Source organism: Pseudaquabacterium terrae (assembly GCF_013266755.1).
GTDB lineage: Bacteria > Pseudomonadota > Gammaproteobacteria > Burkholderiales > Burkholderiaceae_C > Pseudaquabacterium > Pseudaquabacterium terrae.
Window position 1 is genome coordinate 25,789 of the sequence record NZ_JABRWJ010000007.1, and the last position, 24,602, is coordinate 50,390.

Genomic DNA, 24,602 nt, shown 5'->3' on the forward strand with positions numbered 1-24,602 from the left:
ATGAAGCGCTCGCTGCAGCTATCCCCCCAAGTCCACGGCATGGCCGGCGGCGCGTGCATGCGCCTGCGGATCGCGATGATCACCATCGTCCATGCCACCACCCCCGGGCGGGCCCTGCACCTGAGCTGAACGAATCCAGTTTTCACCGCAAAGGCCCGCTCCACCCAGCGGGCCTTTGTCATTTCAGGAGACCGACGATGAGCCCTTCCGCACCGCCGATCACCGTGCGCCGCGCCACCCAGGCCGACGCCGCCGCCTACGCCCGGATCATGGGCGACCCGGACGTGCTGCCCGGCCTGCTGCAGGTGCCGTACACCAGCGAGGAGCTGTGGCGCACGCGCCTGGCCGAGATCCTGGCGCCCGGCAAGCCCGACCTGATCCTGGTCGCCGAGCGCGCCGGCGCCGACGGCCTGCCGCAGGTCGTCGGCAATGCCGGCCTTCACCCGGCAGGCCTGCAGGTGCGCCGCCGCCATGTGATGGGCTTGGGGCTGGCCGTCGCCAGCGAAGCGCAGGGCCAGGGCGTCGGCACTGCGCTGATGCAGGCGCTGTGCGACTGGTCCGACCGCTGGGGCCAGGTGCTGCGCATGGAGCTGAACGTCTTCGCCGACAACGCGCGCGCGATCGCGCTGTACACCCGCTTCGGCTTCCGCCAGGAAGGCGTGCACCGGGCCTACGCGCTGCGCGACGGGCAGTACGTCGACACCGTGTCGATGGCCCGGCTGCATCCGGCGCCGCCGCGCATCGACGCAGTGGCGGGGGGCGCTTGATTCGCTGCTGCGCCGCCGTCCTGTTCGCCGCGCTGGCGCTGCCCTGCGTCGCCGCCGGCGTGCCGCCGCAAACGGTCGAAGTGCCCAGCCTCGACCGTCGCGACGGCGCGGCCTTGATGCTGCGCGGCTACTGGTTCCCGCGGCCGGGTGAGCGGCCGGCGCCGGCGATCGTGCTGCTGCACGGCTGCGGCGGGCCGTACGAGCGCGGCGGCCGGCTGTCGCGCCGCATGCACGACTACGCCGAGCTGCTGAACCGCGAGGGCTGGCACGCGCTGGTGGTCGATTCATTGACGCCGCGCGGCGAAATCGAGCTGTGCACGCAGCGCATCGGCGAGCGTGCCGTCACGATGACGCAGCGGCGCCGCGACGCCCAGGGCGCCTTGCGCTGGCTGGCCGCGCAGCCCGGCGTCGATGCCACGCGGCTCGGGCTGCTCGGCTGGTCGAACGGCGGCTCGACGGTGCTCGCGACGCTGCAGCGCGGCCATCCCGAGCTCGCGGCGGCCGAGGTCAAGCCGGCCTTCGGCATCGCCTTCTATCCCGGCTGCGAAGACCCGCTGCGCCGGCGCTGGCAGCCGGCCGCGCCGCTGCTGATGCTGCTGGGCAGCGCCGACGACTGGACGCCCGCCGCGCCCTGCGAGGCGCTCGCCGCGCAGGCCGGCGCGGCGGTGCAGGTCGAGAGTTATGCCGGCGCGTACCACGGCTTCGACGGCGAAGCACCGCTGCGGCTGCGCCGCGACGTGCCCAACGGCGTGAAGCCGGGGCAGGGCGTGCACGTCGGCGGCGACCCGGCGGCGCGCGCCGCATCGCGTGAACGCCTGCAGCGCTTCCTGCGCGAACAAGCCGGCGCCGGGCGGTGACAATCGCCGCTTCAAACGACAGCGAGGGATGGTGATGAGCAGCGTGGTGCCGCACAGCAGCGAGAACGACATCGAGCGCCTGGAGGCGCTGTGCGAGCGGCTGGCCGGTTTCGGCGCCGATGTCTCGCTCGAATGGGTCGACGGCTTCCTGACCGCGCTGGCGGCCAGCCGGCGCGCGATCGCGCTGGACGAGGCGCTGCCGGCGATGTTCGACGATGCCTTCGCGCGCGCCTTCGCCGATCCCGCCGATGCCGCGCAGGCCACCGCCACTGCCCAGGCGCGATTCGACGTGCTCAAGGGCCAGCTCGACCCCGAGGCCTTGCTCGACGGGCCGGACACGCTGCGCATCGCGCCGCTGATGCTCAGCTACGACGACGACGCGCGCCGCGAGGTCGTCGAGGCCGGCCACATGAGCGCCGAGGAGGCCGAGGAGCTGCTGCAGACCGGCGCGCTGTGGGCCGAGGGCTTTCGCGCCGCGATCGAGGCGTTCGCGGCCGACTGGCCCGAAGCCTCGACCGACGACGAGGAAGACGCCTGGTTCGACGACTGCCTGATGCGCGTGATGGCGCTGATGCTGTCGCCGGCCGACCTGACCACCTACGCCGCCGAGCACTACCCTGGCGAGACGCTGAGCCGCGACGAGCTGATCGACGACGCCTGCTTCGGCGTGCAGGACCTGCGCGTCTACTGGCTCGACCATGCGCCGAAGCCGGAGACCCGCCGCGTCGAGCCGACGCCGGGGCGCAACGACCTCTGCCCCTGCGGCAGCGGCAAGAAGTTCAAGAAGTGCCACGGCGCGGGCTGAACGAACTGCCGGCTGCGCGCCACGAGCGGCAGGATCGGGCGCCTGAGCCGCGCGGCGCGCGGCCGACAATGAGCGCATCGCATCCTCCCGCACGGCGCCTGCCATGAAGATCGGTTTCGCCCTCAACGAAGTGCTGGCGCTGCTGGCACTGGCCACCGGACTGCTGAGCCTCGCCTGGTGGCGCCTGCGCCGTGGCGGCCGCCGCGACAAGCCCTGGTGGGCGCACTGGGGGGCGGACTTCTTCGCCGTCGTCATGCTGATCTTCACCTGCCGTGTCGCGCTGGCCGACTGGCAACGCGTGCCCACCAGCTCGATGGAGCCGACGCTGCGCATCGGCGACCTGCTGCTGATCAACCACCTGGCCTACGGCCCGCGGCTGCCGTTCACCAACACCGCGCTGCCGACCGGGCGCCCGCAGCGCGGCGACATCTTCGTCTTCCGCTACCCGCCGGACGTCTCGCAGTTCTACGTCAAGCGCGTGATGGGTATCGCCGGCGACCGGGTGCAGTTCCGGGACGGCGGCGTCGCGATCAACGGCGAGCCGCTGCGCCTGCGCGACATCGGCTGGGGCGAGCACGAAGCCGACCTCGGCACGCGCCTGGTGCGCGAAACCAGCGCCGGCCACGAGCACACGGTGAAGATCAACCCCTTCGTGCTCGGCCGCCTGCCGCTGACGATCGGCGAGCCGCACTGCCGCAGCGAGCGGCCCGGCGCCTGGGAGTGCACCGTGCCGCCGGACCACCTGCTGGCACTCGGCGACAACCGCGACAACTCGGCCGATTCGCGGGCCTGGGGCTTCGTGCCCGAGCGCGAGGTCTATGGCCGCGTCGATCGGGTGATATTGAACTACCGCGAGGGCGGACGCTGGTGGCACAAGCCGTCGTGAACGGCTCGCGCTAGCGGGTCGTCGAAGCAGCCGCCTTCGCCGCCTGCCAGCGGTCGAGCTTCTCGCGCGCGCCGTTGCGCGCCGGGTCCATCGCGTCGTCGTGGCCCGCGCGCGGGCAGGTCAGCTCGATCACGTAGCCGTTCGGGTCGCGGAAGTAGATCGAGTCGATGAACCCATGGTCCGAGATGCCGCGCGTCTCGACGCCGCAGGCCGGCCCCTTCTCGAACATCGCATCGAGCGTCGCGCGGTCGACCGCGAGCGCGATGTGCAGGTCGAAGTCGTGCTGCGGCTTGAACTCGAACGGCATGTCCGGCGCCTCGAAGAACGCGAGGAACGAGCCGTCGCCCAGGCGGTAGAAGGTGTGCAGCGTCTCGGTCTTGCGGCCGCTCTTGGTCTCGCCGATCTCCAGCGTGCCGGCCAGCGGCAGGCCGAGGAAGCCTTCGTAGAAGCGCCGCGTCTGCTCGGAATCGCGGCAGCGGTACGCGTTGTGGTGCAGGCCCTTGATCATCGCCGGCTCCGCCTCGAGTTCACACCGATGCCAGCTGCCCGCGCGGCAACTGTTGCGCGAAGCCGTTGATCGCCGCGTAGACCGTCTCCCAGGTCGGGCGCGTCTTCATCCGGTCGAGCCAGCGCCTGACGTTCGGATAGTCCGCCAGGTCGGAGCCGACGACCTCGGCCAGGTGCACGAAGGACGCGCCGTAGTAGTCGGCGATCGTCAGGCTGTCGCCGCACAGGTAGGGCTTGTCGGGGCCGAGCAGGTGCCGGTCGAGGATCGTCATCCAGCGCTTCGCGCGTTCCTGGCCCCACGCGACGGTGGCGCGCTGCGCCTCGTCGGTCGGCCGCTTGTGGTGCGGGAAGACCTGCACGTAGACGGTGCCGTACCCGAGGTCGCGGTTCAGCTGCGTATTGATCCAGTCCATCATCTCGTTGACCTTGGCGCGCTGCTTCAGGCCCTTCGGATAGGCCGGCGAGTCGATGCTGTCGGCCAGGTACTTCAGGATCGCCGAGCTCTCGGTGAGCCGGAAATCGCCGTCCTCGAGCACCGGCACCAGGCAGTTCGGATTCACTGCGCTGAAGGCTTCGCCCATGTGCTCGCCGCTGAACAGATCGACGACCTGCAGCTCGGCGGGGATCGCGTTGTCCTCGATGAACATCACCAGCGGACGGCTGGTGGTGGACGCTGGGTGGTAGTACAGCTTCATGGGCTTGGTCTCCCGGTGCTGGACCCAAAGGTGGGGCAACGAGGATGCACCCATCAGGCCGACAAGTCCATCAGGCGTAGCTCGGCACCGTGGCCTTGCCGCCGAACACGCGGTACGAATAGATCGTGTAGCCGCCGATCGCCGGCACGGCGACCGCGCAGCCGACGAGGATCACTGCCAGCGAGGCCGGCGCGCTGGCCGCCTGCCACACCGTCATGCGGTCCATCACGACGAAGGGGTAGAGGCTGTAGGCCAGGCCCAGCGCGCCCATCACGAAGACCCCGATCACCAGCGTGAACGGCAGCCAGCACAGCTTGCCGAGGATGCGGTGCGAATTCAGCAGCGCGCGCACGCCGAGCAGCGCGGCGGCGGTGGACAGCGGGATCGGCAGCAGGCCGATGAAGCCGGGCAGCGTGAACCAACGCTCGGCGACCGTCGGGCTGACGATCGGCGTCGCCACCGAGACCAGGCCGACGCCCAGCACCATCGCCGGCCAGGCACGCTTGGCCCAGGTCACGGCGCGCTTCTGCAGCTCACCTTCGGTCTTGAGAATGAGCCAGCACGCGCCGAGCAGCACGTAGGCCGCCGGCAGCGTCACGGCGATCGCCGCGGCGAACAGGTCGAAGGCCCAGCCGTCGGCGAAGCCGGTGATGTAGCGCCCCAGCATCCAGCCCTGCGAGACGGCGGCGATCAGCGAACCGGCGAAGAACGCGCGCGTCCACAGCCGCTTGTGTCCGGTCGGCGCCTTGACGCGAAAGTCGAACGCCACGCCGCGCAGGATCAGGCCGATCAGCATGAAGGCCACCGGCAGGTACAGCGCGCCCATCACGACGCCGTGGGCCTTCGGAAAAGCGATCAGCAGGATGCCGATGCCCAGCACCAGCCAGGTCTCGTTGGCATCCCAGAACGGGCCCAGGCTGCCGATCATCAGGTCCTTCTCGTCGTCGTCGGCATGGCGCAGCAGCATGCCGACGCCGAGGTCGTAGCCGTCGAGCACGACGTAGAGCAGCATCGCGAGCCCCATCAGGCCGAGGAAGGCGATGGGCATCCAGTGGGCGGCATTCATCATTCGTGTCCTCAGGCGAAGGCGCGGCTTTGCACCGGGGCGTGCGGCGCGAGCAGCGCGGCCTCGGGCTTCTCGGCCATGTAGCGCAGCACGGCGACGTAGGCGACCAGCAGGCAGGCGTAGACGGTCAGGTACAGCGCCAGCGTCAGCGCGATGTGCGGCGCGGGCTGCGTCGAGGCGACCTCGGCGGTGCGCAGCAGGCCGTGCACGATCCACGGCTGGCGGCCGATCTCGGTGACGTACCAGCCGGCCAGCGTCGCGACCCAGCCCGAAAAGCTCATCGCTGCCAGGGCCCAGAGCAGGCTGCGCGGCAACCGCTCGGCCACCCAGCCGCGGCGCCACAGCAGCGTGAGGCCGGTCCAGCCGAGCAGCAGCATCAGCACGCCGGTGCCGACCATGATGCGGAAGCCGAAGAACAGCGGCTTGACCGGCGGGTGGGCGTTCGGGAATTCATCGAGGCCGCGGATCACGGCATTGGCATCGTGCTTCAGCACCAGGCTCGCGCCGCCGGGGATGCCCAACGCGTAATCGTTGCGGCGCTCGGCCTCGTTGGGCCAGGCGAACAGCAGCAGCGGGGCGCCGGCCTCGGTTTGCCACACGCCTTCCATCGCGGCGATCTTCTGCGGCTGGTGTTCGAGCGTATTGAGGCCATGCACGTCGCCGACGACGATCTGCAACGGCACCAGCAGCGCGGCCATCGTCAGGCCCGTTCGCAGCGCCTTCGGTGTCGAGCGGTTGGTCGTGCTGCGCAGCAGCTGCCAGGCCGACAAGCCGGCGATCAGGAAGGCGACGGTCAGCGCCGACGCGAGCAGCATGTGCGCCAGCCGGTACGGGAACGACGGGTTGAACACCACCTCGAGCCACGAGCGCACGTGGAACTCGCCGTCGATGATCTCGTGGCCGGCCGGCGTCTGCATCCACGAGTTCAGGCTCAGGATCCAGAACGCGCTCAAGGTCGTGCCGAAGGCGACCAGGAAGGTTGCGACCAGGTGCATGCGCTCGCCGACGCGGCCGTGGCCGAACAGCATCACGCCCAGGAAGGTGGCTTCGAGGAAGAAGGCCGTCAGCACCTCGTAGCCGAGCAGCGGCCCGGCGATGTTGCCGGCCTTCTCCATGAAGCCCGGCCAGTTGGTGCCGAACTGGAAGCTCATCACCAGGCCGCTGACGACGCCGAGCGCGAAGGTCAGCGCGAAGACCTTGGTCCAGAAGCGGTAGGCCAGCAGCCAGCCGGTCTGGTGCGTCGACAGCCAGCGCCAGCGGAAGAACAGCAGCACCCAGCCGAGCGCGATGCTGATCGTCGGGAACAGGATGTGGAAGCTGATGTTGGCAGCGAACTGGATGCGGGCGAGCAGCAGGGCGTCCATGGTCTTTGTCAGTTAGGTCGTGCGGGGTTTGGCGCGGCCGGTGAATTCGAGCAGGCGTTGCACCTTCGCGCCCATGCGCATCAGCTGCGACAGTGTCTGCGCGTCGAGCCGCTGCACGTCGTCGAACCAGGTCGTCAGCATCTCGATCAGGTCATGCATGCCGCGCATGCGCTCCTGCGCGATGCGGTCTTCCTCGCTGGTCGGCGCTTCGAGCAGCGCGTTGCGCAGCATCGACAATGTCGGCTCGATCTCCCGCCGCCGCCGCTCCTCGGCCAGCGTGCGGAAGATCTCCCAGGCGTCGTGGGGTGCCTCGAAGTATTCGCGCCGGTCGCCCTGGAGGTGGCGCAGCTGCACCAGGCGCCAGGCCTGCAGCTCCTTCAGCCCCATGCTGACGTTCGAGCGGCTGAATTCGAGGTGCTGCGCGATCTCGTCGGCGTTGACCGGCCGCGGCCAGACGAAGATCAGCGCATAGATCTGGCCGACGGTGCGGTTGATGCCCCAGCGGCTGCCCATTTCACCGAAGTGACCGATGAAAGCGCGCATCAGCGGGGTGGGTGCATCCATGGCGGCGAGGCTCTTTCGGCAAAGCTTGATCTGGGTCAGAGTTTGCCTGAATTTCAGGAATTACTGAAAGTTCAAGATGCTTTGCCCGTGTGCCGCGGTAGGGGATCGGAGGCCTGCGCTACATTGCGCAGCCATGTCGATTCCGTTGCCTCTCGCAGGTCGCCATGTCGTGCTCGGCCTGTCCGGCGGCATCGCCTGCTACAAGTCCGCCGAGCTGGTGCGCGAGCTCACCAAGGGCGGCGCCACGGTGCAGGTGGTGATGACCGAGGCCGCGCAGGCCTTCATCACGCCGGTGACGATGCAGGCGCTGTCGAACCGCCCGGTCGCGCTGAGCCAGTGGGATGCGCGCGAGCCGAACAACATGGCGCACATCAACCTGTCACGCGAGGCCGATGCGATCCTCGTCGCGCCGGCGTCGGCCGACTTCATTGCCCAGATCGCGCAGGGGCGGGCGGACGAGCTGCTGTCGCTGCTGTGCATCGCGCGGCCGATCGAGCGCTGCCCGCTGCTGCTGGCGCCGGCGATGAACCGCGAGATGTGGGCGCATCCGGCGACGCAGCGCAACGTCGCGCAAGCGGTGGCCGATGGCGCGACGATCCTCGGCCCGGGCGCCGGTGACCAGGCTTGCGGCGAGATCGGCGACGGCCGCATGCTCGAAGCGGTGGAGTTGTGCGAAGAAATGATCGCCTTCTTCCAGCCGAAGCTGCTGGCCGGCCGCAGGGTGCTGATCACCGCCGGCCCGACCTTCGAGGCAATCGACCCGGTGCGCGGGATCACCAACCTCTCCAGCGGCAAGATGGGCTTCGCGATCGCCCGCGCGGCGCAGGAGGCGGGCGCCCAGGTCACGCTGGTCGCCGGACCGGTGCACCTGCCGACGCCGCGGCATGTGCAGCGCATCGACGTGCGCAGCGCCCAGCAGATGCATGACGCGGTGCTGCCGCAGGCCGCGGCGCACGACGTCTTCGTCGCCACCGCGGCGGTCGCCGACTGGCGGCCGGCGACGCTGGCCGAACACAAGATCAAGAAGGACGGCACGCAGCGCGTGCCGAGCTTCGAGATGACCGAGAACCCGGACATCCTGGCGGCAGTGGCCCGCCTGCCCGACCGGCCCTATTGCGTCGGCTTCGCGGCCGAGAGCCAGGACTTGGCGCGCCATGCGCGCGAGAAGCTCGTACGAAAGAACGTGCCGCTGGTGGTCGGCAATCTCGGCCCCGCCACCTTCGGCCGCGATGACAACACGCTGCTGCTGGTCGATGCCCACGGCGAACGCGAGATCGCCACCGCCGACAAGCTCGGCCTCGCGCGCGAACTGGTGCGCGAGATCGCCACTCGCCTATGAAATTGATGGACCCCAAGCTCACTTCGTTCGCTGCCCCCGAGGGGCGCTGTGCCCTTCGGGCGGCCGGGCGGGCACACGCATGACGACCATCGACGTGAAAGTGCTCGACCCCCGCATGGCCGAGCAATTGCCGCACTACGCGACGCCCGGCAGCGCCGGCCTGGACCTGCGTGCCTGCCTCGACGCGCCGCTGACGCTGGAGCCCGGCCAGTCGGCGTTGATCCCGACGGGGCTCGCGATCCACATCGGCGATCCCGGCCTGGCGGCGATGCTGCTGCCGCGCTCGGGCCTCGGCCACAAGCACGGCATCGTGCTCGGCAACCTGGTCGGCCTGATCGACAGCGACTACCAGGGCCCGCTGATGGTCAGCTGCTGGAACCGCGGTCAGCAGGCCTTCGTCGTGCAGCCGCTCGAGCGCATCGCGCAGATGGTCATCGTGCCGGTGGTACACGCCGCCTTCCGCCGCGTCGACGAGTTTGAAAGCTCGTCGCGCGGCGAAGGGGGCTTCGGCTCAACCGGCAAACACTGATCAGCTGCCGACCCGGCCGCCGTCGTTCTTCGTGATGACGATGGTCGCCGAGCGCGGCCGCTTGCCGGCACCGTAGCCGGCGTTGCTCGGCCACTGGCTGGTGTACTTGGCCGGATCGGCCAGGTTGGCCAGCGCGGTGTTCTCGCCCGGGTGCTGGATGTTGACGAACAGCGTCTTGCCATCCGGCGTCTCGGCCAGGCCGGTGATCTCCGAGCCGACCGGGCCGACCAGGAAACGCTTCAGCGTGTCCGCCGTCGGCTGCTTGCCGATGAAGGTGTCGACCGACAGCGCAGCGCCGGTCGCGCGCGCATGCGTGATCGTCTTCTTGCCGCCATCGCCCACCTGGCCCGGCAGCGCGGCCAGCATCATGCAGTTGGTGACGTCGGTGTAGGCGCCGTCGTCGGTCTGGATCCAGAAGATGCCGGTCGCGGCGCTGAACGCCACGCCGTCGGGGCTCGAGAAGTCGCGGTCGGCGGTCAGGCCGGACAGGTTGACGTCGGCTGCCGAGCCGGCTTCCGCGCCGAACAGGTAGACGTCCCAGGTGAAGCTCGTCGCGCCGGGCGTCGCATCCTTCAGGCGCACGATGTGGCCGTGCACGTTGCCCAGCTGCTGAGTCGAGGCGCCCTTGGTGTCGGTGTAGGTGCGCGGGTTCGCGCTGTCGGGCGCCGATTGCGACGAGCCGCTCGGCTCCGCGCGCCGGTTGCTGTTGTTGGTCAGCGTGTAGTAGACCTCGCCGGTGACCGGATGCACGGCGCACCACTCGGGGCGGTCCATCTTCGTCGCGCCGACGGCGTCGGCTGCCAGGCGCGCGTTGACCAGCACGTCGGCCTGGTTCGCGAAGGCGTACTTCGCATAGCCGGCGATCGCCGGGGTCGTGATCGACAGCTCGAGCCACTGGCCGGTGCCGTCGGCCGCGAACTTCGCGACATAGAGCTTGCCGGCGTCGAGGTACTTGTCGCCCGCCGCCATGCGGTTGGCCGCGTTGGCATCGGCGGCATCCCACAGCGCCGTCGAGACGAACTTGTACATGTACTCGTTGCGCGAATCGTCGCCCATGTAGGCCGCCAGCGGCTGGCCCGCGACCGGCTTCGAGAACGCCGCGCTCTCGTGCGCGAAACGGCCCAGCCCGCTGCGCTTCTTGGCCTTCTTCGACTTGTCGTACGGGTCGATCTCGACCATGTAGCCCATGCCGTTCATCTCGTTGCGGTAGTCATCGCTACCGTTGGTCGAGCTGCCCGTCTTCGCGTTGTTCCAGCGCGCGAAGCGGTCTTCGCTGCCGCCCGACTCCCAGCCATGGCGCGTCGCGACGCCCTCGGCGTTGCCGTAGCGGTTGTTGGCGGTGACGCTCCTGTCGTTGCCGCGTGCGGCGTTGTCCCCTGTGGCCCGCGTGAAGTAGCCGGCCCAGTTTTCCTCGCCGGTCAACAGCGTGCCCCACGGCGTCTTGCCGGTGCCGCAATTGTTCAGCGTGCCGCGCGTGACGGTGCCGGTCGTCGAGTACTTCGTCACCAGCAGCGCGTCGCCGCGCGCGGGGCCGGCGATCTCCATCTCGGTCAGCGCGGTGAAGCGGTTGTTGAAGGCCGAGCCGGCGAGGTATTCCCACGCGCCGGCGGCGTTCTTGCGCACCTCGACCACCGAGACGCCGTGCACCGCGACCTCCTTGTCGACCTCGGCGGCCGGGCGCGGCAGCGTGGAGGTGCCGCCGTTGGCATGCAGGAAGTGCGAATTGAGCTTCTCGTTGGTCGTCGCCTCGTGGTTCATCGCCAGCAGGCCACGGTCCGCCGCGGTGGTCGACGGCGTGCCGGTGGCGCTCAAGCCGAACCAGTCCATGCCGTCGTGGTGGTCGCCCGCGCGCTGCTCGAAGCTGCCGTCGCTGCCGTCGTTCTTGAACGCCGGCGTGGCCGAGCTCAGCGGGTCGCCGAGTGCATACAGCACGCTCGCCGTGTAGCCGGCGGGCACGACCACCGCATCGGCCAGGCTTTTCGACACGGCGTTGAAGGCGAGCAGCTTCTCGGTCGGCGCCGGCGCCGGCGCGGGGCCGTCGTCATCGGTCGAGCAGGCGGCCAGGCTCAAGCTTCCGAGAACGGCGGTGGCCGCACTGCCGACGCCGCCGCGCAGCAGGCTGCGGCGGCTCAGGCGTGCATCGAGCACGCTCTGGAAACTGGTATTGCCGGAATTGTTGTTGTCTTCGTCGTCGTGCAGGCGGGGACCGTGCGTGCTCATGGCGGGCGCTTGTGAGTGGATCAAGCGCGCGAGCCTAGGCAAGCGGGGTGAATCGGCCGTGACGCCTTCGTGTCAGCGGGATGACGCGGTGGCCGCGCCGCGAGCGAGCGATCAGTGCAGCGTGTCGGCGCCCGGACCGCCCGCCACCACGCTCAGCGGGCCTTCGGCGACCGAGCCGGCCTCACGCTCCTCGTCGGTCGCCGCGCGCACGGCGATCACCTGCACCCGCAACTGCAGCGCCATGCCGGCCAGCGGGTGGTTGCCGTCGAGCACGATGTGCGTCGGGTAGACCTCGGTGACGGTGTAGATCGTGTCGGTGGGCATGCCCACCGTCTGCGCGCCTTCGGGCAGTCCGTCGAACTGCATGCCTTCTTCGATCCCCTCGGGGAACAGCGCGCGGTCCTCGAAGCAGACCAGCTCGGCGTCGTAGTCGCCGAAGGCCTGCTCGGGCTCGAGGCGCACGTGGGTCTCGAAGCCGGCGGCCTGGCCGTCGAGCACTTCCTCGAGTTTCGGCAGCAGGTCGTCGCCGCCGTAGTAGAACTCCATCGGCTCGGTCAACTCATCGATCGCCTCGCCTTGACCGTCGGCGAGGGTCCACGTCAGGCTCACGACGCAGGGCTTTGAAATCAGCATCGAAGAATGATCGCACATCGTCTGCTGCGGGCAGCGCCGACAGTGCGCTGGCCTGAGCCGTGGTGACAATCGCGCCCATGGATGTCCATGCAATGACCGCCTTGCTCGGCGGCCTGACCCCGGCTCAGTTCATGCGCCGCCACTGGCAGAAGAAGCCGCTGCTGGTGCGCCAGGCCTGGGCCGGGGCGCGACCACCGCTCGAGCGCAGCGCGCTGTTCGCACTGGCCGGCCGCGACGACGTCGAATCGCGCCTCGTCGTGCGTGATGGCGATCACTGGCGCATGCGCCGCGGTCCGTTCACGCGGCGTGCGTTGCCGCCGCTCGCGCGGGCCGACTGGACCTTGCTGGTGCAAGGCCTCGACCTGCACGACGACGGCGCGCGCGCGATGCTCGATCGTTTCCGTTTCGTGCCCGAGGCGCGGCTCGACGACCTGATGGTCTCGTATGCCACGCCGGGCGGCGGCGTCGGTGCGCACCTCGATTCCTACGACGTCTTCCTCCTGCAGGTTCAGGGTCGGCGGCGCTGGCGCGTCGGGCCGGTGGCCGACCGCTCGCTGGTCGACGGCCTGCCGGTGAAGATCCTGCGCCACTTCGTGCCGACCGACGAGTGGGTGCTCGAGCCTGGCGACATGCTCTACGTGCCGCCGCTGTGGGGCCACGACGGCATCGCCGAGGACGAGTGCATGACCTGCTCGATCGGCTTTCGCGCGCCGGGCCGCGCCGCGCTGGCGTCCGAGCTGCTGCAACGGGCCGCTGATGAGATCGAGCCGCCGGAGGTCGATGCGCTGTACCGCGATCGATCGCAGGCCGCGACCGCCACGCCGGCGTTGATCCCGCCCGCGCTGAGCGACTTCGCGGCCGCGGCGCTGCGCCGCGCGCTCGCTGATCCGGCCGTGCTGGCGCGGGCGCTCGGTGTGCAGCTGACGGAACCGAAGGCGCAGGTCTGGTTCGACGGCGGGGCGCCGCTGCCGGATGGCGGCGCAGCGCTGGTGCTGGACCGCCGCACGCGGATGATGTACGACGCGCAGCACGTCTTCATCAACGGCGAGGCCTTCCGGGCCGGCGGCGCCGATGCACGCCTGATGCGGCAGCTCGCCGATCGGCGCCGCCTCGATGCGCGGGCGCTGGCGCGGGCGAGCGACACGGCGCGCGCCTTGCTCGAGGACTGGGCCGAGGCCGGCTGGCTGCATGCCGAACCGGCGTCACAATCCTGAGTGGAGGCCCCGATGGCAGACCGCAATGACCGGATCGATGGCCGCGACGCGTGTCTCGCCGCGCTGCGCGAACGCCTGCTCGCGCTGCCCGGCGAGGCGCCGCGTGTCGTCTGGTGCATCGACTCGGACTTCGCCGACTGGCCGTTCGATGACACGGCGGTGCTGCAGGCGCTGCAACGTTGGGCCCAGGCGCCCGGCCGGCTGCTGAAGGTGGTGGGCGTCGACTACGACGCTGTCACGCGCCGCTTTCCGCGCCTCGCGGCATGGCGGCGCGACTGGTCGCATTGCGTGCAGGCGTGGCAGCCGGCGCCGGATGAACGCGTTGATCTGCCGAGCGTGCTGCTGGCCGGCACATCGGCGGTCGAGTTGCTGGACCGCGAACGCTGGCGCGGCCGCACGCTGCGCGACGCGGCGGAACTGCGCCAGCTCGGTGAGGCGTGTGACGCGATCACGCAACGTTGCGAGCCCGCCTGGCCAGCAACGACGCTCGGTCTCTAGGGTTCATCCCTAGGATGGTTATAATCGCGGGCTGGGCTCAAGAGAGGCTCGAGCTTTCCTGATCCCGGACTGAACAAACTGCTCTGCAGGATCAGTCAAACCGTTACCGGTAATTGGTCGACACTTTTCACTGAAGGACACAAATGAACAAGTCGCTCCTGTTGGCTTCCATGGTTGCTGCCGTCGCACTGTCTGCTTGCGGCAAGAAGGAAGAAGCTCCGGCGCCCGCGCCCGTGGTCGTCGCTCCGGCCCCGGCCCCGGCTCCGGCCGCTTCGGTTGCCGACGCCGCTTCGGCCCCCGCCGCTGCCGACGCCGCTTCGGCCGCTGCCAGCAAGTAATTCGGCTTCAGCCGATTGCCAAGAAAGCCGCCCACCGGGCGGCTTTTTTCATCCCGTGAGCGAATGTGTGCGGGGCATCCCGCTCACGCTGCCGATGGCCGCTCGCTAGCATGCCGCCATGCGAATCCTGCTGGTGGAAGACGACAGCGCGCTGTGCCTGGGCATCGGCCGGGCCTTCGAGCGCGAAGGCTGGCGCGTCGATGTGCTGGGCGACGGCCAACAGGCCATGGCGGAGGGCCTGGCCGTGCCCTACGACGTGGCGGTGCTCGATCTCGGCCTGCCGCGGCGCGACGGCATGGAAGTGCTGCGCCACTGGCGCGGCCGCGGCGCCCGCTTGCCGGTGCTGCTGCTGACGGCACGCGACGACCTCAGCGACCGCGTGCAAGGCCTGGACGCCGGGGCCGACGACTACCTGGTCAAGCCCTTCGACGTGCCCGAGCTGGTGGCTCGCGTGCGCGCGTTGAAGCGCCGCGCCGACGGCCGCATCGACGAGGTGCTGGCGGTGGGCGAGTTGACGCTCGACGTCGCGCACCGCGAGCTGACGTTTCGCGGCGAGCGCGTGCGCATGAGCCCGCGCGAGATCGCGCTGACGCAACTGCTGATGCAGCGTGTCGGCCGCGTCGTGCCCAAGGAAAGCATCGTAGGCACGCTGTCGAGCTGGGAGTCCGACTTCAGCGAGAACTCGGTCGAGGTCTATGTGCACCGCCTGCGCAAGCGCTTCGCCGAGCTCGGCGTCGTCATCAAAACCGTGCGCGGCTTCGGCTACGTGATGGAGCCGGCCGCGCCTGGCGAGCCCGCGGCCTGATGCCCGAGCTGCGAACGCTGCCGGCCGGACGCCGGCACGGCCCCAGCCTGCGGCGGCAACTGCTGCAGCCGCTGTTCTGGGTCTGGGCGCTGGGCATGGCGGTCGCGGTCGCCGGTGCCTTGCTGCTGGCGCGCGCCGCGGCCAATGCCGCCTTCGATCGGGGGCTGCAGGACGAGGCGAGCGCGCTGGCCGCCAAGGTCATCTGGACCGACCGCGGACCGCTGCTCGACCTGAGCCGCCAGGCGATGGAGCTGATCACCTGGGACCGTGCCGACCGCAACGCCTTCGCGATGGTCGATGCCGACCGCAACGTGCTGGCCGGTGACGGGCAGGTGCCGGTGCCCGATTGGCATCGCCGCAGCACGCAGCAGCCGACGGTGTTCGAGGACCTGTATGGCGGCGAGCCGGTGCGGGGCGTGGTGTTCTCGGTGATGTCGCCGATGCTCGACCGCGCCGTCTCGATCATCGTCGTCGAGAGCACGCGCAAGCGTGCGCAGGCGACCCGCGACATCCAGATCGGCATCGTGCTGCCCTCGCTGGCGCTCGGTGCGATCACCTTCACCTTGCTGGCGTGGGGCATCCGGCGCGGCTTGCAGCCGCTGCGCGACGTCGCCGCCGAAGTCGCCGCGCGTGACACGCACGACTGGCGGCCTCTGCCGCTGCAGGACGTGCCCGCCGAGGCAGTGCCGCTGATCGAGCGCATCAACACCTTGCTCGACAACGTGCAGCACGCGATGTCGGTGCAGCGGCGCTTCATCGCCGATGCGGCGCATCAGCTGCGCACGCCGGTCGCCGGCATCCGCGTGCTGGTGCAGGACCTGCAGCAGGAGCTGTCCGCGGTTGCGCCGGCCAGCGGCGATCGGCCCTGGGAGCCGGTGCTCGCGCAACTGCTGGGCTCGAGTGACCGCATGGCGCGGCTGATCGGCCAGCTGCTGAGCCTGGCGCGTTCGGAGACGGCGTTGACAGTCGATGCCGATCACCGCGTGCACGAGCTGGTGCCGCTGCTGCGCGAGGCGACCGAGCCGCTGGTGCTGCGTGGTCTGCGCGAGGGCCGCAGCGTCGTGCTGGATGCGCCGCCGCTACCGGTCGAAGCGCGGGTGCACCCGATGTGGTTCGGGGAGGTCGTCGTGAACCTGCTCGACAACGCCTTGCGCTACGGCGGCGAGCACATCGTGCTGCGCGTGCAGGCCGCGCATACCGGTACGGGCGCGACCATCGAGATCGAGGACGATGGCGCCGGCGTCGCGCCCGAGCTGCTGCCGCGGCTGTTCGAGCCGTTCTGGCGCGGCGAGCGCGCCGATCTGCGCAACGACGGCGGCACCGGCCTCGGGCTCGCGATCGCCCGCGAGATCATCGAACGCATGGGCGGTCGCCTCGACGCGGCAACGCGCCCGGCGGTGCCGGGCATGCGCTTCACGATCCGGCTGGCCGCCTGACGGCGATCGGTGTCATTCAGGACGGCTGCTTGGCGAACGGTGCGCCGCCGAGCTTGAAGCCCGCACCGATGCCACGTTTGGCGAACCAGCCCAGGTTCATCTCGAGCGCGTAGCGCACCGGCTTGGTCGAGCAGTGCGACTGCTCGGACAGCGGCTTCATGTCGGCCAGATTGACGATGGTGCCGTCGTCGGCGACGAAGGCGATCGTCAGCGGCAACAGCGTGTTGCGCATCCAGAAGCACTGTTGGGTCGGCTCCTCGAAGATGAACAGCATGCCCTCGTTCGCCGGCATGTCGCGCCGGTACATCAGGCCGACCTGCCGCTCATCCGGCGCCTTGGCGACCTGGGCCTGGATGTTGTGCATGCCGGCGTTGAGCTTCAGCGTCGGCAGTTGCTGCGGCTGTTGCGCCGCGGCCGGCGCGAGCCAGACGAAGAGCGCGACGGCGGGCAGGGCGGCGGACCAGGAAAGGAGCGGCTTCATCATCGGCGCGTAAGTGGGCTGGCGGGGATTATCTCGGCTGGCGCCCGAGCCCGGCGGGTGCAGCAGAAGTGAAAACGCCCGGCTTCAGGCCGGGCGTTTCACGAAGCGGGCCGCCGTGACCGGCGACCGCAACGAACCAGGAATTACTTCTTGGCTTCTTCCTTCTTGGCTTCCTTCTTGGCTTCGGCGGGCTTCGCTTCGGCCTTCTTTTCTTCCTTCTTGGCGGCGGAAGCGGCGGCGGCCGGAGCGGCCTCGGCCTTCTTCTCTTCCTTCTTGGCGGCTTGGGCGAAAGCGCCAGTGGCGAAAGCGGCGGCGATCAGGGCGGCCAGGAGCTTGTTCATTTGTGAATGCCTTTCGAAAGTTTGAATTCACCTTCCTTCATTGGGAAGGCACCCACGAAACGTGCTGCCGCAAGGGTCGGTTGACAGCAGCGCTGACATAAAATTTGCCGGTTTACCCCAAACGGATGCGCAGAGCGCGGAGCCAAACCACATGTACCAGCACATCAAGGTGCCCGAGGGCGGGCAGAAGATCACTGTCAATGCGGACTTCTCCCTGAACGTGCCCGACCAGCCGATCATTCCGTACATCGAGGGGGACGGCACCGGCTTCGACATCACGCCCGTGATGATCAAGGTGGTCGATGCGGCGGTCGAGAAGGCCTACGGCGGCAAGCGGCGCATCCACTGGATGGAGATCTACGCCGGCGAGAAGTCGACCAAGGTCTATGGCCCCGACGTCTGGCTGCCCGAGGAGACGCTGGCCGCCCTGCGCGAGTACGTGGTCTCGATCAAGGGGCCGCTGACGACGCCGGTGGGCGGCGGCATCCGCTCGCTGAACGTCGCGCTGCGCCAGGAGCTCGACCTCTACGTCTGCCTGCGTCCGATCCAGTACTTCAAGGGCGTGCCGTCGCCGCTGAAGGAGCCGGAGAAGACCAACATGGTGATCTTCCGCGAGAACTCGGAGGACATCTACGCCGGCATCGAGTACGAGGCCGAGAGCGACAAGGCCAAGAAGGTCATCAAGTTCCTGATCGAGGAAATGGGCGTCAAGAAGATCCGCTTCCCGAATACCTCGGGCATCGGCATCAAGCCCGTCTCGCGTGAAGGCACCGAGCGCCTGGTGCGCAAGGCGATCCAGTACGCGGTCGACAACGACAAGCCCAACGTGACGCTGGTGCACAAGGGCAACATCATGAAGTACACCGAGGGCGGCTTCCGCGACTGGGGCTACGCGCTGGCGCAGCGCGAGTTCGGCGCGGAGCTGATCGACGGCGGACCGTGGTGCAAGTTCAAGAATCCGCGCACCGGCAAGGACATCGTCGTCAAGGATTCGATCGCCGACGCGTTCCTGCAGCAGATCCTGCTGCGCCCGGCCGAGTACTCCGTGATCGCGACGCTGAACCTGAATGGCGACTACGTCTCCGACGCGCTGGCGGCCCAGGTCGGCGGCATCGGCATCGCGCCGGGCGCGAACATGTCCGACTCGGTCGCCTGCTTCGAGGCCACGCATGGCACGGCGCCGAAGTACGCCGGCAAGGACTACGTCAACCCGGGCTCCGAGATCCTGTCGGCCGAGATGATGCTGCGCCACATGGGCTGGAAGGAAGCCGCCGACCGGATCATCTCGTCGATGGAGAAGTCGATCCAGAGCAAGAAGGTCACCTACGACTTCGCCCGCCTGATGGACGGCGCGACGCAGGTTTCCTGCTCCGGCTTCGGCCAGGTGATGATCGAGCACATGTAAGGCGCTCGAACGCCCGAAGCAAAGGCCCGCTGTCGCGGGCTTTTGCACTTCAGCGGACCCCTACCGCGATCCTAGGCCTCGGTCATCGCCGGGCTGGCAAGCACCGGCTGGATGCCCTGGGCCAGCTGGCCCTTCGGCCCCTGGACCATCTCGAACTGGACCTTTCCGCCTTGCTTCAGCGTCCGGAATCCATCCATCTCGATCGCCGAAAAATGGGCGAACACATCGGGTCCTCCGGCGTCGGGTTCGATGAACCCGAATCCTTTGGCGTCGTTGAACCACTTCACCGTACCGGTCTGCTTCACTTCAGAACTCCCCGAGCAATTTCTTGTGTTGCTGTGCGGAAAATTCTGGTCGGCATGAAAGATGCACGTCAAGGCGGCGATCTGGATGATCAGCGTCGTACTCTCCCTACAGGTACGCGGCGCGCGATGGCGCAAACGGCGTGCCGAGCATCTGGCGACCTGCTGCGCCGCTTTTCACGGCTTGCATCTGGCGCGGTTGCCGCAACATCCGGCGGTGGCACCTCGTGCGACACCCAACTCGATAGAATGAAGCATGCCCGATTCGACCCCGCCATCACCACCGACGCCGCCGCCTGTCGTGCCGCGTCGGGACGATGCGGGTGCGGTGGTCGCCGAGCGCAAAACCGCCCGGACCAAGCCGCCGCAGATGTACAAAGTGGTGTTGCTCAACGATGACTACACCCCAATGGAGTTCGTGGTCATGGTTTTGCAGCAATACTTCAAGCGCGATCTGGAGACGGCCACGCAGATCATGTTGAAGATTCATCACGAAGGACGCGGCGTCTGCGGCGTCTATACGAAAGACGTTGCAGCGACGAAAGTCGAGCTGGTGCTAGCCGCGGCCCGCCGTGCCGGGCATCCGTTGCAGTGCATTATGGAGGCCGCATGATTGCGCAAGAGCTTGAAGTCAGCCTGCACATGGCGTTTGTCGAAGCACGCCAGCAGCGCCACGAGTTCATCACCGTCGAGCACCTGTTGCTGGCGCTGCTGGACAACCCTTCGGCCGCTGAAGTGCTGAAGGCCTGCGCCGCCAACATCGACGACCTGCGCAAGAGCCTGACGACCTTCATCAAGGAAAACACGCCGACCGTCGGCGGTACGGAAGAGGTCGACACCCAGCCGACGCTGGGCTTCCAGCGCGTGATCCAGCGCGCGATCATGCACGTGCAGTCGACCGGCTCGGGCAAGAAGGAAGTCACCGGCGCCAACGTGCTGGTGGCGATCTTCGGCGAGAAGGACTCGCACGCCGTCTACTACCTGCACCAGCAGGGCGTGACGCGGCTGGACGTCGTCAACTACATCGCCCACGGCATCAAGAAGTCCGAGCCGCCGGAGCCGACGAAGTCCAACGAAGGCAACAACGAAGGCGAGAAGGAAGAGGCCACCGACACCAAGGGCTCGCCGCTGGACCAGTTCACGCAGAACCTGAACCAGCAGGCGCGCGACGGCAAGATCGATCCGCTGATCGGCCGCGAAGCCGAGGTCGAGCGCGTGATCCAGGTGCTGTGCCGCCGGCGCAAGAACAACCCGCTGCTGGTCGGCGAGGCCGGCGTCGGCAAGACGGCGATCGCCGAGGGCCTGGCCTGGCGCATCACGCAGAACGACGTGCCCGAGGTGCTGGCCGAGTCGACGGTCTACGCGCTCGATATGGGCGCGCTGCTGGCCGGCACCAAGTACCGGGGCGACTTCGAGCAACGCCTGAAGGGCGTGCTGAAGCAGCTGAAGGATCAGCCGAACGCGATCCTCTTCGTCGATGAGATCCATACGCTGATCGGCGCCGGCGCGGCATCGGGTGGCACGCTGGACGCCAGCAACCTGCTCAAGCCGGCGCTGTCCAACGGCGCGATGAAGTGCATCGGCGCCACCACCTTCACCGAGTACCGCGGCATCTTCGAGAAGGATGCGGCGCTGTCGCGGCGCTTCCAGAAGATCGATGTCGTCGAGCCGACGGTCGAACAGACGATCGAGATCCTGAAGGGCCTGAAGTCGCGCTTCGAGGACCACCACAACGTCAAGTACGCGCTGGGCGCGCTGCAGGCGGCGGCCGAGCTGTCGGCCAAGTTCATCAACGACCGCCACCTGCCCGACAAGGCGATCGACGTGATCGACGAGGCCGGTGCCGCGCAGCGCATCCTGCCCAAGAGCAAGCAGAAGAAGACGATCACGCGCAGCGAGGTCGAGGACATCGTCGCGAAAATCGCGCGCATTCCGCCGGCCTCGGTGTCGAACGACGACCGCGGCAAGCTGCGCAGCCTGGATCGCGACCTGAAGAGCGTGGTGTTCGGCCAGGATCCGGCGATCGACGCGCTCGCCGCGGCGATCAAGATGGCCCGCTCGGGCCTGGGCAAGCCGGACAAGCCGATCGGCTCCTTCCTGTTCTCCGGCCCGACCGGCGTCGGCAAGACCGAGGTCGCGCGGCAGCTGGCGTTCATCCTCGGCATCGAGCTGCTGCGTTTCGACATGTCCGAGTACATGGAGCGTCACGCGGTCAGCCGCCTGATCGGCGCGCCGCCCGGTTATGTCGGTTTCGATCAGGGCGGCCTGCTGACCGAGGCGGTGACGAAGAAGCCGCATTGCGTGCTGCTGCTCGACGAGATCGAGAAGGCGCATCCGGACGTCTACAACGTACTGCTGCAGGTGATGGACCACGGCTCGCTGACCGACAACAACGGGCGCAAGGCCGACTTCCGCAACGTCATCATCATCATGACGACGAACGCCGGCGCCGAGACGATGAACAAGTCGACGATCGGCTTCACGACCCGGCGCGAGCAGGGCGACGAGATGGCCGACATCAAGCGCATGTTCACGCCCGAGTTCCGCAACCGGCTCGACGCCATGGTCAGCTTCCGTGCGCTCAACGAGGACATCATCCTGCGCGTGGTCGACAAGTTCCTGCTGCAGCTCGAGAGCCAGCTGGCCGAGAAGAAGGTCGAGGTCACCTTCACCGACAAGCTGCGCGCTCACCTGGCAAAGAAGGGCTTCGATCCGCTGATGGGCGCCCGGCCGATGCAGCGCCTGATCCAGGACACGATTCGCCGTGCGCTGGCCGATGAGCTGCTGTTCGGCCGACTCGTGGACGGTGGCCGGCTGACGGTCGACGTGGACGATGCCGGCGAAGTGCAGCTGGACATCCAGCCGCCGCGCCGCAGTGACAAGCCGAAGACCGAGCCGACGCCTGCCTGAGGCCAATCACCCGGTGTAGCTGGCCGGATCCTGATCGAAATAGCGCGCCAGCATCCCGTACAACTCGGGATGCTCGGCGCGCATTGCTTTCGGGTTGACGAAGAAGGCCTCGCTGGCGACCGCGAAGTACTCGTCGACGCCCTCGGCACCGTACGGATCGAGCACCGTCTCTTCGCCGGCGTCGACCCGCTCGCAGAAGCGCTCGTAGTCGGCATCGATCAACGCGGCCCAGGCCTCTCGCTCGGCCACGGTCGGCAGTGGCGGTACGCCGTCCGCCTCGCCGTCGCCCATGTCGAGCACGTGGGCGAACTCGTGGATCACGACGTTGTAGCTCCACTCGGCCGTGTTGCCGGCCTCGTGCACGTCGTGCCAGGACAGCATCACCGGGCCGCCTTCCATCGCCTCGCCGGACAGCACTTCGTCGTAGGCGTGCACGACGCCATCGTCGTCGGTCACTTCGCGGCGCGCGACCACCTCGTCCGGGTGCACGACGATGCCGACGAAACCGCGATACGGCTCGAGCCCGAAGCGCAGCACCGGCAGGCAGGCCTGGGCCGCGATGCACACGGCCATCGCGTCGTCGACGACGAGGTCGCCGCCGCCGATGAACTCTTTCTGATCCAGGAACAGGCTCGCCAGCTGACGCAGCCGCTGCAGGTCTTCCGCCGGGCGGGCGGCGAGGAAGGGCAGGCGGACAACCGTCAGCTCCCACAAGGCGTCGGGGATCGCGCGGCGCTCGAGCGCCCGCGCTTCACGGTGGGAGCGCCAACGCGCGAGCCAGCGCTTCATGCGTGGGCGAGGTCGAGCGTCGCGAGGCCGGCGCGCGTCAGGCGCAGGGCGAGCGCGCGCGGATGCGGCCCGTCGAGATCCCAGTCGCCTAACACGTGACGTCGGCGGCCACCGGGCAGCGCATGCACCGCCGGGCGGTGCGTGTGGCCGTGCACCATGCAGTCGGTGCCGGCTTGCGCCAACCAGTCTGCCGCCGCGGCGGCATCGACATCGGCCCATTGATCCGGCGGCATGCCAGCCTGGTGCGCCGCACTGGCATCACGCATCGCCCGCGCGGCCGCCTGGCGCTCGGCCAACGGCAGGGCGAGAAACTGCCCCTGCCATTCTTCGCCGCGCACCTGGCTTCGGAACTGCTGGTAGGCGGTATCGGCCAGGCACAGCGCGTCACCGTGCGTCAACAGCAGGCGCTGGCCCCAGGCCTGCAGCAACGTCGGATCCTGCAGCCGCATCACGCCGCACTCGCGCAGCAGCGTATCGCCGACGAGGAAGTCGCGGTTGCCCGGCAGGAAGCCGAGCACACGCTTCGCGGCCGCCTCGCGCAGCACGTCGGCACAGGCCTTCTCGAAGCCATCGAAGCGCGCGTCGTCGCCGACCCACACCTCGAACAGGTCGCCGAGCATCAGCACCGCATCGGCCGGTGTCGTCAGCAGGTGCCGTCGCCAAACCTCGAAAGTACGCGGCATCGCCGCATGCAGGTGGACATCGGACAGCAGGTCGATCGCGTCCCAGGCGGGGTCGGCGTGCAGCTCGCCGGGGGCCGGCATCTCACTCGACTTCGACGACCTTCTGGATCAGCACGTCTTCATTGGGCACGTCGTCGTGGAAGCCCTTGCGGCCGGTCGCGACGCGCTCGATCTTGTCGACGATGTCGGTGCCCGAGACCACCTTGCCGAACACCGCGTAGCCCCAGCCCTGCGGCGACTCCGACTTGAAGTTCAGGAACTCGTTGTCGGCGGTGTTGATGAAGAACTGCGCGGTCGCCGAATGCGGGGCGCTGGTGCGCGCCATCGCCAGCGTGTACTTCTGGTTCTTCAGGCCGTTGCCGGCCTCGTTGGCGATCGCTTCGCGCGTGGGCTTCTGCTGCATGTCGGGCCCGAAGCCGCCGCCCTGGACCATGAAGCCCTTGATGACGCGGTGGAACACCGTGCCGTCGTAGTGGCCGGCGCGTACATAGGCGAGGAAGTTTTCGACGCTGGCCGGGGCCTTCGCATCATCGAGCTCGATGCGCAGCACCCCGGCGCTGGTGGTCATCTCGACGGTCTTGGTCATGTCATTTCTCCACGGTGGCTTTGTTGATCACGATCGGCTGCACGGGCACGTTCTGGTGGCCGCTCTTGTTGCCGGTGGGTGCGGTCTTGATCTTTTCCACGACCTGCTCGCCTTCGACGACGCGGCCGAACACGGCATAACCGTCCTTCGTGTCGGCAGCATTGAGGAAGGCGTTGTCGTTCACGTTGATGAAGAACTGCGAGGTCGCCGAATGCGGGTCGGAGGTGCGCGCCATCGCAACCGTGCCGCGCTGGTTGGTCAGCCCGTTGCGCGCTTCGTTCTGGATCGGCGCGCGTGTCGGCTTCTCCTTCATGTCGGCCGTCATGCCGCCGCCCTGGATCATGAAGTTGTCGATCACGCGGTGGAAGATCGTGCCGTTGTAGTGGCCGGCCTTCACGTACTGCAGGAAGTTCTCGACCGACTTCGGAGCCTTCTCGGCATCGAGCTGCAGCACGATGTCGCCAGCCGTCGTCGACAAGCGCACCTTCTGGGCCGCTGCAACGCCACAGAGACTGGCGCCGATCGCCAGCGCCAAAGCACAACGCATCAAAGAGGATCGCATCCGGTACAGGCTCCAGAGAG

The 24,602-nt window shown here is 68.5% G+C and carries 29 protein-coding genes; 15 read left to right on the plus strand and 14 right to left on the minus strand.

Annotation, left to right across the window (positions count from 1 at the left end):
• From HLB44_RS37960 to lepB, 5 genes are all read left to right on the plus strand, one after another.
• Complete coding sequence (locus HLB44_RS37960; RefSeq protein WP_281375214.1) at window positions 1–129, plus strand: hypothetical protein; 129 nt, start codon at window positions 1–3, stop codon at window positions 127–129.
• Window positions 130–197: 68 nt separating this feature from the next.
• The gene (locus tag HLB44_RS22190) at window positions 198–767 is read left to right on the plus strand and encodes a GNAT family N-acetyltransferase (protein ID WP_173127226.1); all 570 of its coding nucleotides are present in this window, start codon (window positions 198–200) and stop codon (window positions 765–767) included.
• Window positions 764–1,624, plus strand: a complete 861-nt coding sequence (locus HLB44_RS22195; protein WP_173127229.1) for a dienelactone hydrolase family protein — start codon at window positions 764–766, stop codon at window positions 1,622–1,624. Before HLB44_RS22190 ends, HLB44_RS22195 begins: the two co-directional genes overlap by 4 nt.
• A 34-nt stretch (window positions 1,625–1,658) precedes the next feature.
• Window positions 1,659–2,429: a UPF0149 family protein gene (locus HLB44_RS22200; RefSeq protein WP_173127232.1), complete on the plus strand. Its 771-nt coding sequence runs from the start codon at window positions 1,659–1,661 to the stop codon at window positions 2,427–2,429.
• A gap of 103 nt (window positions 2,430–2,532) precedes the next feature.
• Complete coding sequence (gene lepB, locus HLB44_RS22205; RefSeq protein WP_173127235.1) at window positions 2,533–3,315, plus strand: signal peptidase I; 783 nt, start codon at window positions 2,533–2,535, stop codon at window positions 3,313–3,315.
• 10 nt (window positions 3,316–3,325) lie between these two features.
• On the opposite strand, the gene HLB44_RS22210 is transcribed toward lepB, so the two are convergent.
• The 5 genes from HLB44_RS22210 to HLB44_RS22230 all read right to left on the minus strand — a co-directional run bounded on the left by HLB44_RS22210 (window position 3,326) and on the right by HLB44_RS22230 (window position 7,511).
• Window positions 3,326–3,823, minus strand: coding sequence for a VOC family protein (locus tag HLB44_RS22210; RefSeq protein WP_173127238.1), 498 nt, complete (start codon window positions 3,821–3,823; stop codon window positions 3,326–3,328).
• 19 nt (window positions 3,824–3,842) lie between these two features.
• Window positions 3,843–4,517, minus strand: coding sequence for a glutathione S-transferase family protein (locus HLB44_RS22215; protein WP_173127241.1), 675 nt, complete (start codon window positions 4,515–4,517; stop codon window positions 3,843–3,845).
• 70 nt (window positions 4,518–4,587) lie between these two features.
• Entirely contained in the window at window positions 4,588–5,583 is a 996-nt protein-coding gene (locus HLB44_RS22220; RefSeq protein ID WP_173127244.1) for a cytochrome d ubiquinol oxidase subunit II, read from the minus strand.
• An 11-nt stretch (window positions 5,584–5,594) separates the two neighbouring features.
• Complete coding sequence (locus HLB44_RS22225) at window positions 5,595–6,947, minus strand: cytochrome ubiquinol oxidase subunit I (protein WP_173127247.1); 1,353 nt, start codon at window positions 6,945–6,947, stop codon at window positions 5,595–5,597.
• 12 nt (window positions 6,948–6,959) lie between these two features.
• Complete coding sequence (locus tag HLB44_RS22230) at window positions 6,960–7,511, minus strand: GbsR/MarR family transcriptional regulator (RefSeq protein WP_173127249.1); 552 nt, start codon at window positions 7,509–7,511, stop codon at window positions 6,960–6,962.
• Between the two features lie 133 nt (window positions 7,512–7,644).
• On the opposite strand from HLB44_RS22230, the gene coaBC reads away from it, so the two are divergent.
• Together coaBC and dut are read left to right on the plus strand one after the other, a co-directional pair.
• Window positions 7,645–8,850: a bifunctional phosphopantothenoylcysteine decarboxylase/phosphopantothenate--cysteine ligase CoaBC gene (gene coaBC, locus HLB44_RS22235; RefSeq protein WP_173127252.1), complete on the plus strand. Its 1,206-nt coding sequence runs from the start codon at window positions 7,645–7,647 to the stop codon at window positions 8,848–8,850.
• A gap of 79 nt (window positions 8,851–8,929) precedes the next feature.
• On the plus strand, window positions 8,930–9,379 hold the full coding sequence (gene dut / locus HLB44_RS22240) for a dUTP diphosphatase (RefSeq protein ID WP_173127255.1): 450 nt from the start codon (window positions 8,930–8,932) through the stop codon (window positions 9,377–9,379).
• On the opposite strand, the gene HLB44_RS22245 is transcribed toward dut, so the two are convergent.
• On the minus strand, window positions 9,380–11,599 hold the full coding sequence (locus tag HLB44_RS22245) for a PhoX family protein (protein ID WP_173127258.1): 2,220 nt from the start codon (window positions 11,597–11,599) through the stop codon (window positions 9,380–9,382).
• A 111-nt stretch (window positions 11,600–11,710) separates the two neighbouring features.
• Window positions 11,711–12,232 (minus strand): FKBP-type peptidyl-prolyl cis-trans isomerase, encoded by a 522-nt coding sequence (locus HLB44_RS22250; protein WP_173127261.1) that lies wholly within the window; start codon window positions 12,230–12,232, stop codon window positions 11,711–11,713.
• Between the two features lie 77 nt (window positions 12,233–12,309).
• On the opposite strand from HLB44_RS22250, the gene HLB44_RS22255 reads away from it, so the two are divergent.
• The 5 genes from HLB44_RS22255 (at window position 12,310) to HLB44_RS22275 (ending at window position 16,523) form a co-directional block, all read left to right on the plus strand.
• Complete coding sequence (locus tag HLB44_RS22255) at window positions 12,310–13,446, plus strand: cupin domain-containing protein (protein ID WP_173127264.1); 1,137 nt, start codon at window positions 12,310–12,312, stop codon at window positions 13,444–13,446.
• 12 nt (window positions 13,447–13,458) lie between these two features.
• The gene (locus HLB44_RS22260) at window positions 13,459–13,944 is read left to right on the plus strand and encodes a hypothetical protein (RefSeq protein ID WP_173127267.1); all 486 of its coding nucleotides are present in this window, start codon (window positions 13,459–13,461) and stop codon (window positions 13,942–13,944) included.
• A 143-nt stretch (window positions 13,945–14,087) separates the two neighbouring features.
• Complete coding sequence (locus HLB44_RS22265; protein WP_173127270.1) at window positions 14,088–14,282, plus strand: hypothetical protein; 195 nt, start codon at window positions 14,088–14,090, stop codon at window positions 14,280–14,282.
• A gap of 118 nt (window positions 14,283–14,400) precedes the next feature.
• Complete coding sequence (locus tag HLB44_RS22270; protein WP_173127273.1) at window positions 14,401–15,087, plus strand: response regulator; 687 nt, start codon at window positions 14,401–14,403, stop codon at window positions 15,085–15,087.
• On the plus strand, window positions 15,087–16,523 hold the full coding sequence (locus tag HLB44_RS22275; RefSeq protein ID WP_173127275.1) for a sensor histidine kinase: 1,437 nt from the start codon (window positions 15,087–15,089) through the stop codon (window positions 16,521–16,523). Before HLB44_RS22270 ends, HLB44_RS22275 begins: the two co-directional genes overlap by 1 nt.
• 16 nt (window positions 16,524–16,539) lie before the next feature.
• Here HLB44_RS22275 and HLB44_RS22280 read toward each other — a convergent pair whose 3' ends face one another.
• Together HLB44_RS22280 and HLB44_RS22285 are read right to left on the minus strand one after the other, a co-directional pair.
• Window positions 16,540–17,004, minus strand: a complete 465-nt coding sequence (locus HLB44_RS22280) for a DUF192 domain-containing protein (RefSeq protein WP_246312411.1) — start codon at window positions 17,002–17,004, stop codon at window positions 16,540–16,542.
• A gap of 143 nt (window positions 17,005–17,147) precedes the next feature.
• Entirely contained in the window at window positions 17,148–17,345 is a 198-nt protein-coding gene (locus tag HLB44_RS22285) for a hypothetical protein (RefSeq protein ID WP_173127280.1), read from the minus strand.
• Between the two features lie 151 nt (window positions 17,346–17,496).
• Here HLB44_RS22285 and icd point away from each other — a divergent pair, with 151 nt between their 5' ends.
• A complete protein-coding gene (icd, locus tag HLB44_RS22290) occupies window positions 17,497–18,750 on the plus strand; it encodes an NADP-dependent isocitrate dehydrogenase (protein WP_173127283.1) in 1,254 nt (417 codons plus the stop codon).
• Window positions 18,751–18,821: 71 nt separating this feature from the next.
• On the opposite strand, the gene HLB44_RS22295 is transcribed toward icd, so the two are convergent.
• Entirely contained in the window at window positions 18,822–19,055 is a 234-nt protein-coding gene (locus tag HLB44_RS22295) for a cold shock domain-containing protein (RefSeq protein ID WP_173127286.1), read from the minus strand.
• A 253-nt stretch (window positions 19,056–19,308) separates the two neighbouring features.
• Here HLB44_RS22295 and clpS point away from each other — a divergent pair, with 253 nt between their 5' ends.
• Window positions 19,309–19,665: an ATP-dependent Clp protease adapter ClpS gene (gene clpS / locus HLB44_RS22300; protein WP_173127289.1), complete on the plus strand. Its 357-nt coding sequence runs from the start codon at window positions 19,309–19,311 to the stop codon at window positions 19,663–19,665.
• Window positions 19,662–21,962: an ATP-dependent Clp protease ATP-binding subunit ClpA gene (clpA, locus tag HLB44_RS22305; protein WP_173127292.1), complete on the plus strand. Its 2,301-nt coding sequence runs from the start codon at window positions 19,662–19,664 to the stop codon at window positions 21,960–21,962. Before clpS ends, clpA begins: the two co-directional genes overlap by 4 nt.
• 6 nt (window positions 21,963–21,968) lie before the next feature.
• Here the strand turns inward: clpA and HLB44_RS22310 are convergent, their stop codons facing one another.
• The 4 genes from HLB44_RS22310 to HLB44_RS22325 are packed head-to-tail and all read right to left on the minus strand — an operon-like array spanning window position 21,969 to window position 24,567.
• Window positions 21,969–22,751, minus strand: a complete 783-nt coding sequence (locus HLB44_RS22310) for a M90 family metallopeptidase (protein ID WP_173127295.1) — start codon at window positions 22,749–22,751, stop codon at window positions 21,969–21,971.
• Window positions 22,748–23,515 (minus strand): UDP-2,3-diacylglucosamine diphosphatase, encoded by a 768-nt coding sequence (locus HLB44_RS22315; protein WP_173127298.1) that lies wholly within the window; start codon window positions 23,513–23,515, stop codon window positions 22,748–22,750. Before HLB44_RS22315 ends, HLB44_RS22310 begins: the two co-directional genes overlap by 4 nt.
• A gap of 1 nt (window position 23,516) precedes the next feature.
• Window positions 23,517–24,020, minus strand: a complete 504-nt coding sequence (locus HLB44_RS22320) for a peptidylprolyl isomerase (RefSeq protein WP_173127301.1) — start codon at window positions 24,018–24,020, stop codon at window positions 23,517–23,519.
• A gap of 1 nt (window position 24,021) precedes the next feature.
• Window positions 24,022–24,567, minus strand: coding sequence for a peptidylprolyl isomerase (locus tag HLB44_RS22325; protein WP_246312432.1), 546 nt, complete (start codon window positions 24,565–24,567; stop codon window positions 24,022–24,024).
• Window positions 24,568–24,602 lie beyond the last annotated feature (35 nt).

Coding starts and splice junctions, on each gene's coding strand:
- HLB44_RS22225 (WP_173127247.1), bottom strand. CDS start 6,947: ATGGACGCCCTGCTGCTCGCCCGCATCCAGTTCGCTGCCAACATCAGC.
- clpS (WP_173127289.1), top strand. CDS start 19,309: ATGCCCGATTCGACCCCGCCATCACCACCGACGCCGCCGCCTGTCGTG.
- HLB44_RS22320 (WP_173127301.1), bottom strand. CDS start 24,020: ATGACCAAGACCGTCGAGATGACCACCAGCGCCGGGGTGCTGCGCATC.
- coaBC (WP_173127252.1), top strand. CDS start 7,645: ATGTCGATTCCGTTGCCTCTCGCAGGTCGCCATGTCGTGCTCGGCCTG.
- HLB44_RS22255 (WP_173127264.1), top strand. CDS start 12,310: ATGGATGTCCATGCAATGACCGCCTTGCTCGGCGGCCTGACCCCGGCT.
- icd (WP_173127283.1), top strand. CDS start 17,497: ATGTACCAGCACATCAAGGTGCCCGAGGGCGGGCAGAAGATCACTGTC.
- HLB44_RS22280 (WP_246312411.1), bottom strand. CDS start 17,004: ATGAAGCCGCTCCTTTCCTGGTCCGCCGCCCTGCCCGCCGTCGCGCTC.
- HLB44_RS22315 (WP_173127298.1), bottom strand. CDS start 23,515: ATGCCGGCCCCCGGCGAGCTGCACGCCGACCCCGCCTGGGACGCGATC.
- HLB44_RS22265 (WP_173127270.1), top strand. CDS start 14,088: ATGAACAAGTCGCTCCTGTTGGCTTCCATGGTTGCTGCCGTCGCACTG.
- HLB44_RS22230 (WP_173127249.1), bottom strand. CDS start 7,511: ATGGATGCACCCACCCCGCTGATGCGCGCTTTCATCGGTCACTTCGGT.
- HLB44_RS22245 (WP_173127258.1), bottom strand. CDS start 11,599: ATGAGCACGCACGGTCCCCGCCTGCACGACGACGAAGACAACAACAAT.
- HLB44_RS22190 (WP_173127226.1), top strand. CDS start 198: ATGAGCCCTTCCGCACCGCCGATCACCGTGCGCCGCGCCACCCAGGCC.
- clpA (WP_173127292.1), top strand. CDS start 19,662: ATGATTGCGCAAGAGCTTGAAGTCAGCCTGCACATGGCGTTTGTCGAA.
- HLB44_RS22270 (WP_173127273.1), top strand. CDS start 14,401: ATGCGAATCCTGCTGGTGGAAGACGACAGCGCGCTGTGCCTGGGCATC.
- HLB44_RS22310 (WP_173127295.1), bottom strand. CDS start 22,751: ATGAAGCGCTGGCTCGCGCGTTGGCGCTCCCACCGTGAAGCGCGGGCG.
- HLB44_RS22250 (WP_173127261.1), bottom strand. CDS start 12,232: ATGCTGATTTCAAAGCCCTGCGTCGTGAGCCTGACGTGGACCCTCGCC.
- lepB (WP_173127235.1), top strand. CDS start 2,533: ATGAAGATCGGTTTCGCCCTCAACGAAGTGCTGGCGCTGCTGGCACTG.
- HLB44_RS37960 (WP_281375214.1), top strand. CDS start 1: ATGAAGCGCTCGCTGCAGCTATCCCCCCAAGTCCACGGCATGGCCGGC.
- HLB44_RS22275 (WP_173127275.1), top strand. CDS start 15,087: ATGCCCGAGCTGCGAACGCTGCCGGCCGGACGCCGGCACGGCCCCAGC.
- HLB44_RS22215 (WP_173127241.1), bottom strand. CDS start 4,517: ATGAAGCTGTACTACCACCCAGCGTCCACCACCAGCCGTCCGCTGGTG.
- HLB44_RS22285 (WP_173127280.1), bottom strand. CDS start 17,345: ATGAACAAGCTCCTGGCCGCCCTGATCGCCGCCGCTTTCGCCACTGGC.
- HLB44_RS22200 (WP_173127232.1), top strand. CDS start 1,659: ATGAGCAGCGTGGTGCCGCACAGCAGCGAGAACGACATCGAGCGCCTG.
- HLB44_RS22220 (WP_173127244.1), bottom strand. CDS start 5,583: ATGAATGCCGCCCACTGGATGCCCATCGCCTTCCTCGGCCTGATGGGG.
- dut (WP_173127255.1), top strand. CDS start 8,930: ATGACGACCATCGACGTGAAAGTGCTCGACCCCCGCATGGCCGAGCAA.
- HLB44_RS22210 (WP_173127238.1), bottom strand. CDS start 3,823: ATGATCAAGGGCCTGCACCACAACGCGTACCGCTGCCGCGATTCCGAG.
- HLB44_RS22325 (WP_246312432.1), bottom strand. CDS start 24,567: ATGCGTTGTGCTTTGGCGCTGGCGATCGGCGCCAGTCTCTGTGGCGTT.
- HLB44_RS22260 (WP_173127267.1), top strand. CDS start 13,459: ATGGCAGACCGCAATGACCGGATCGATGGCCGCGACGCGTGTCTCGCC.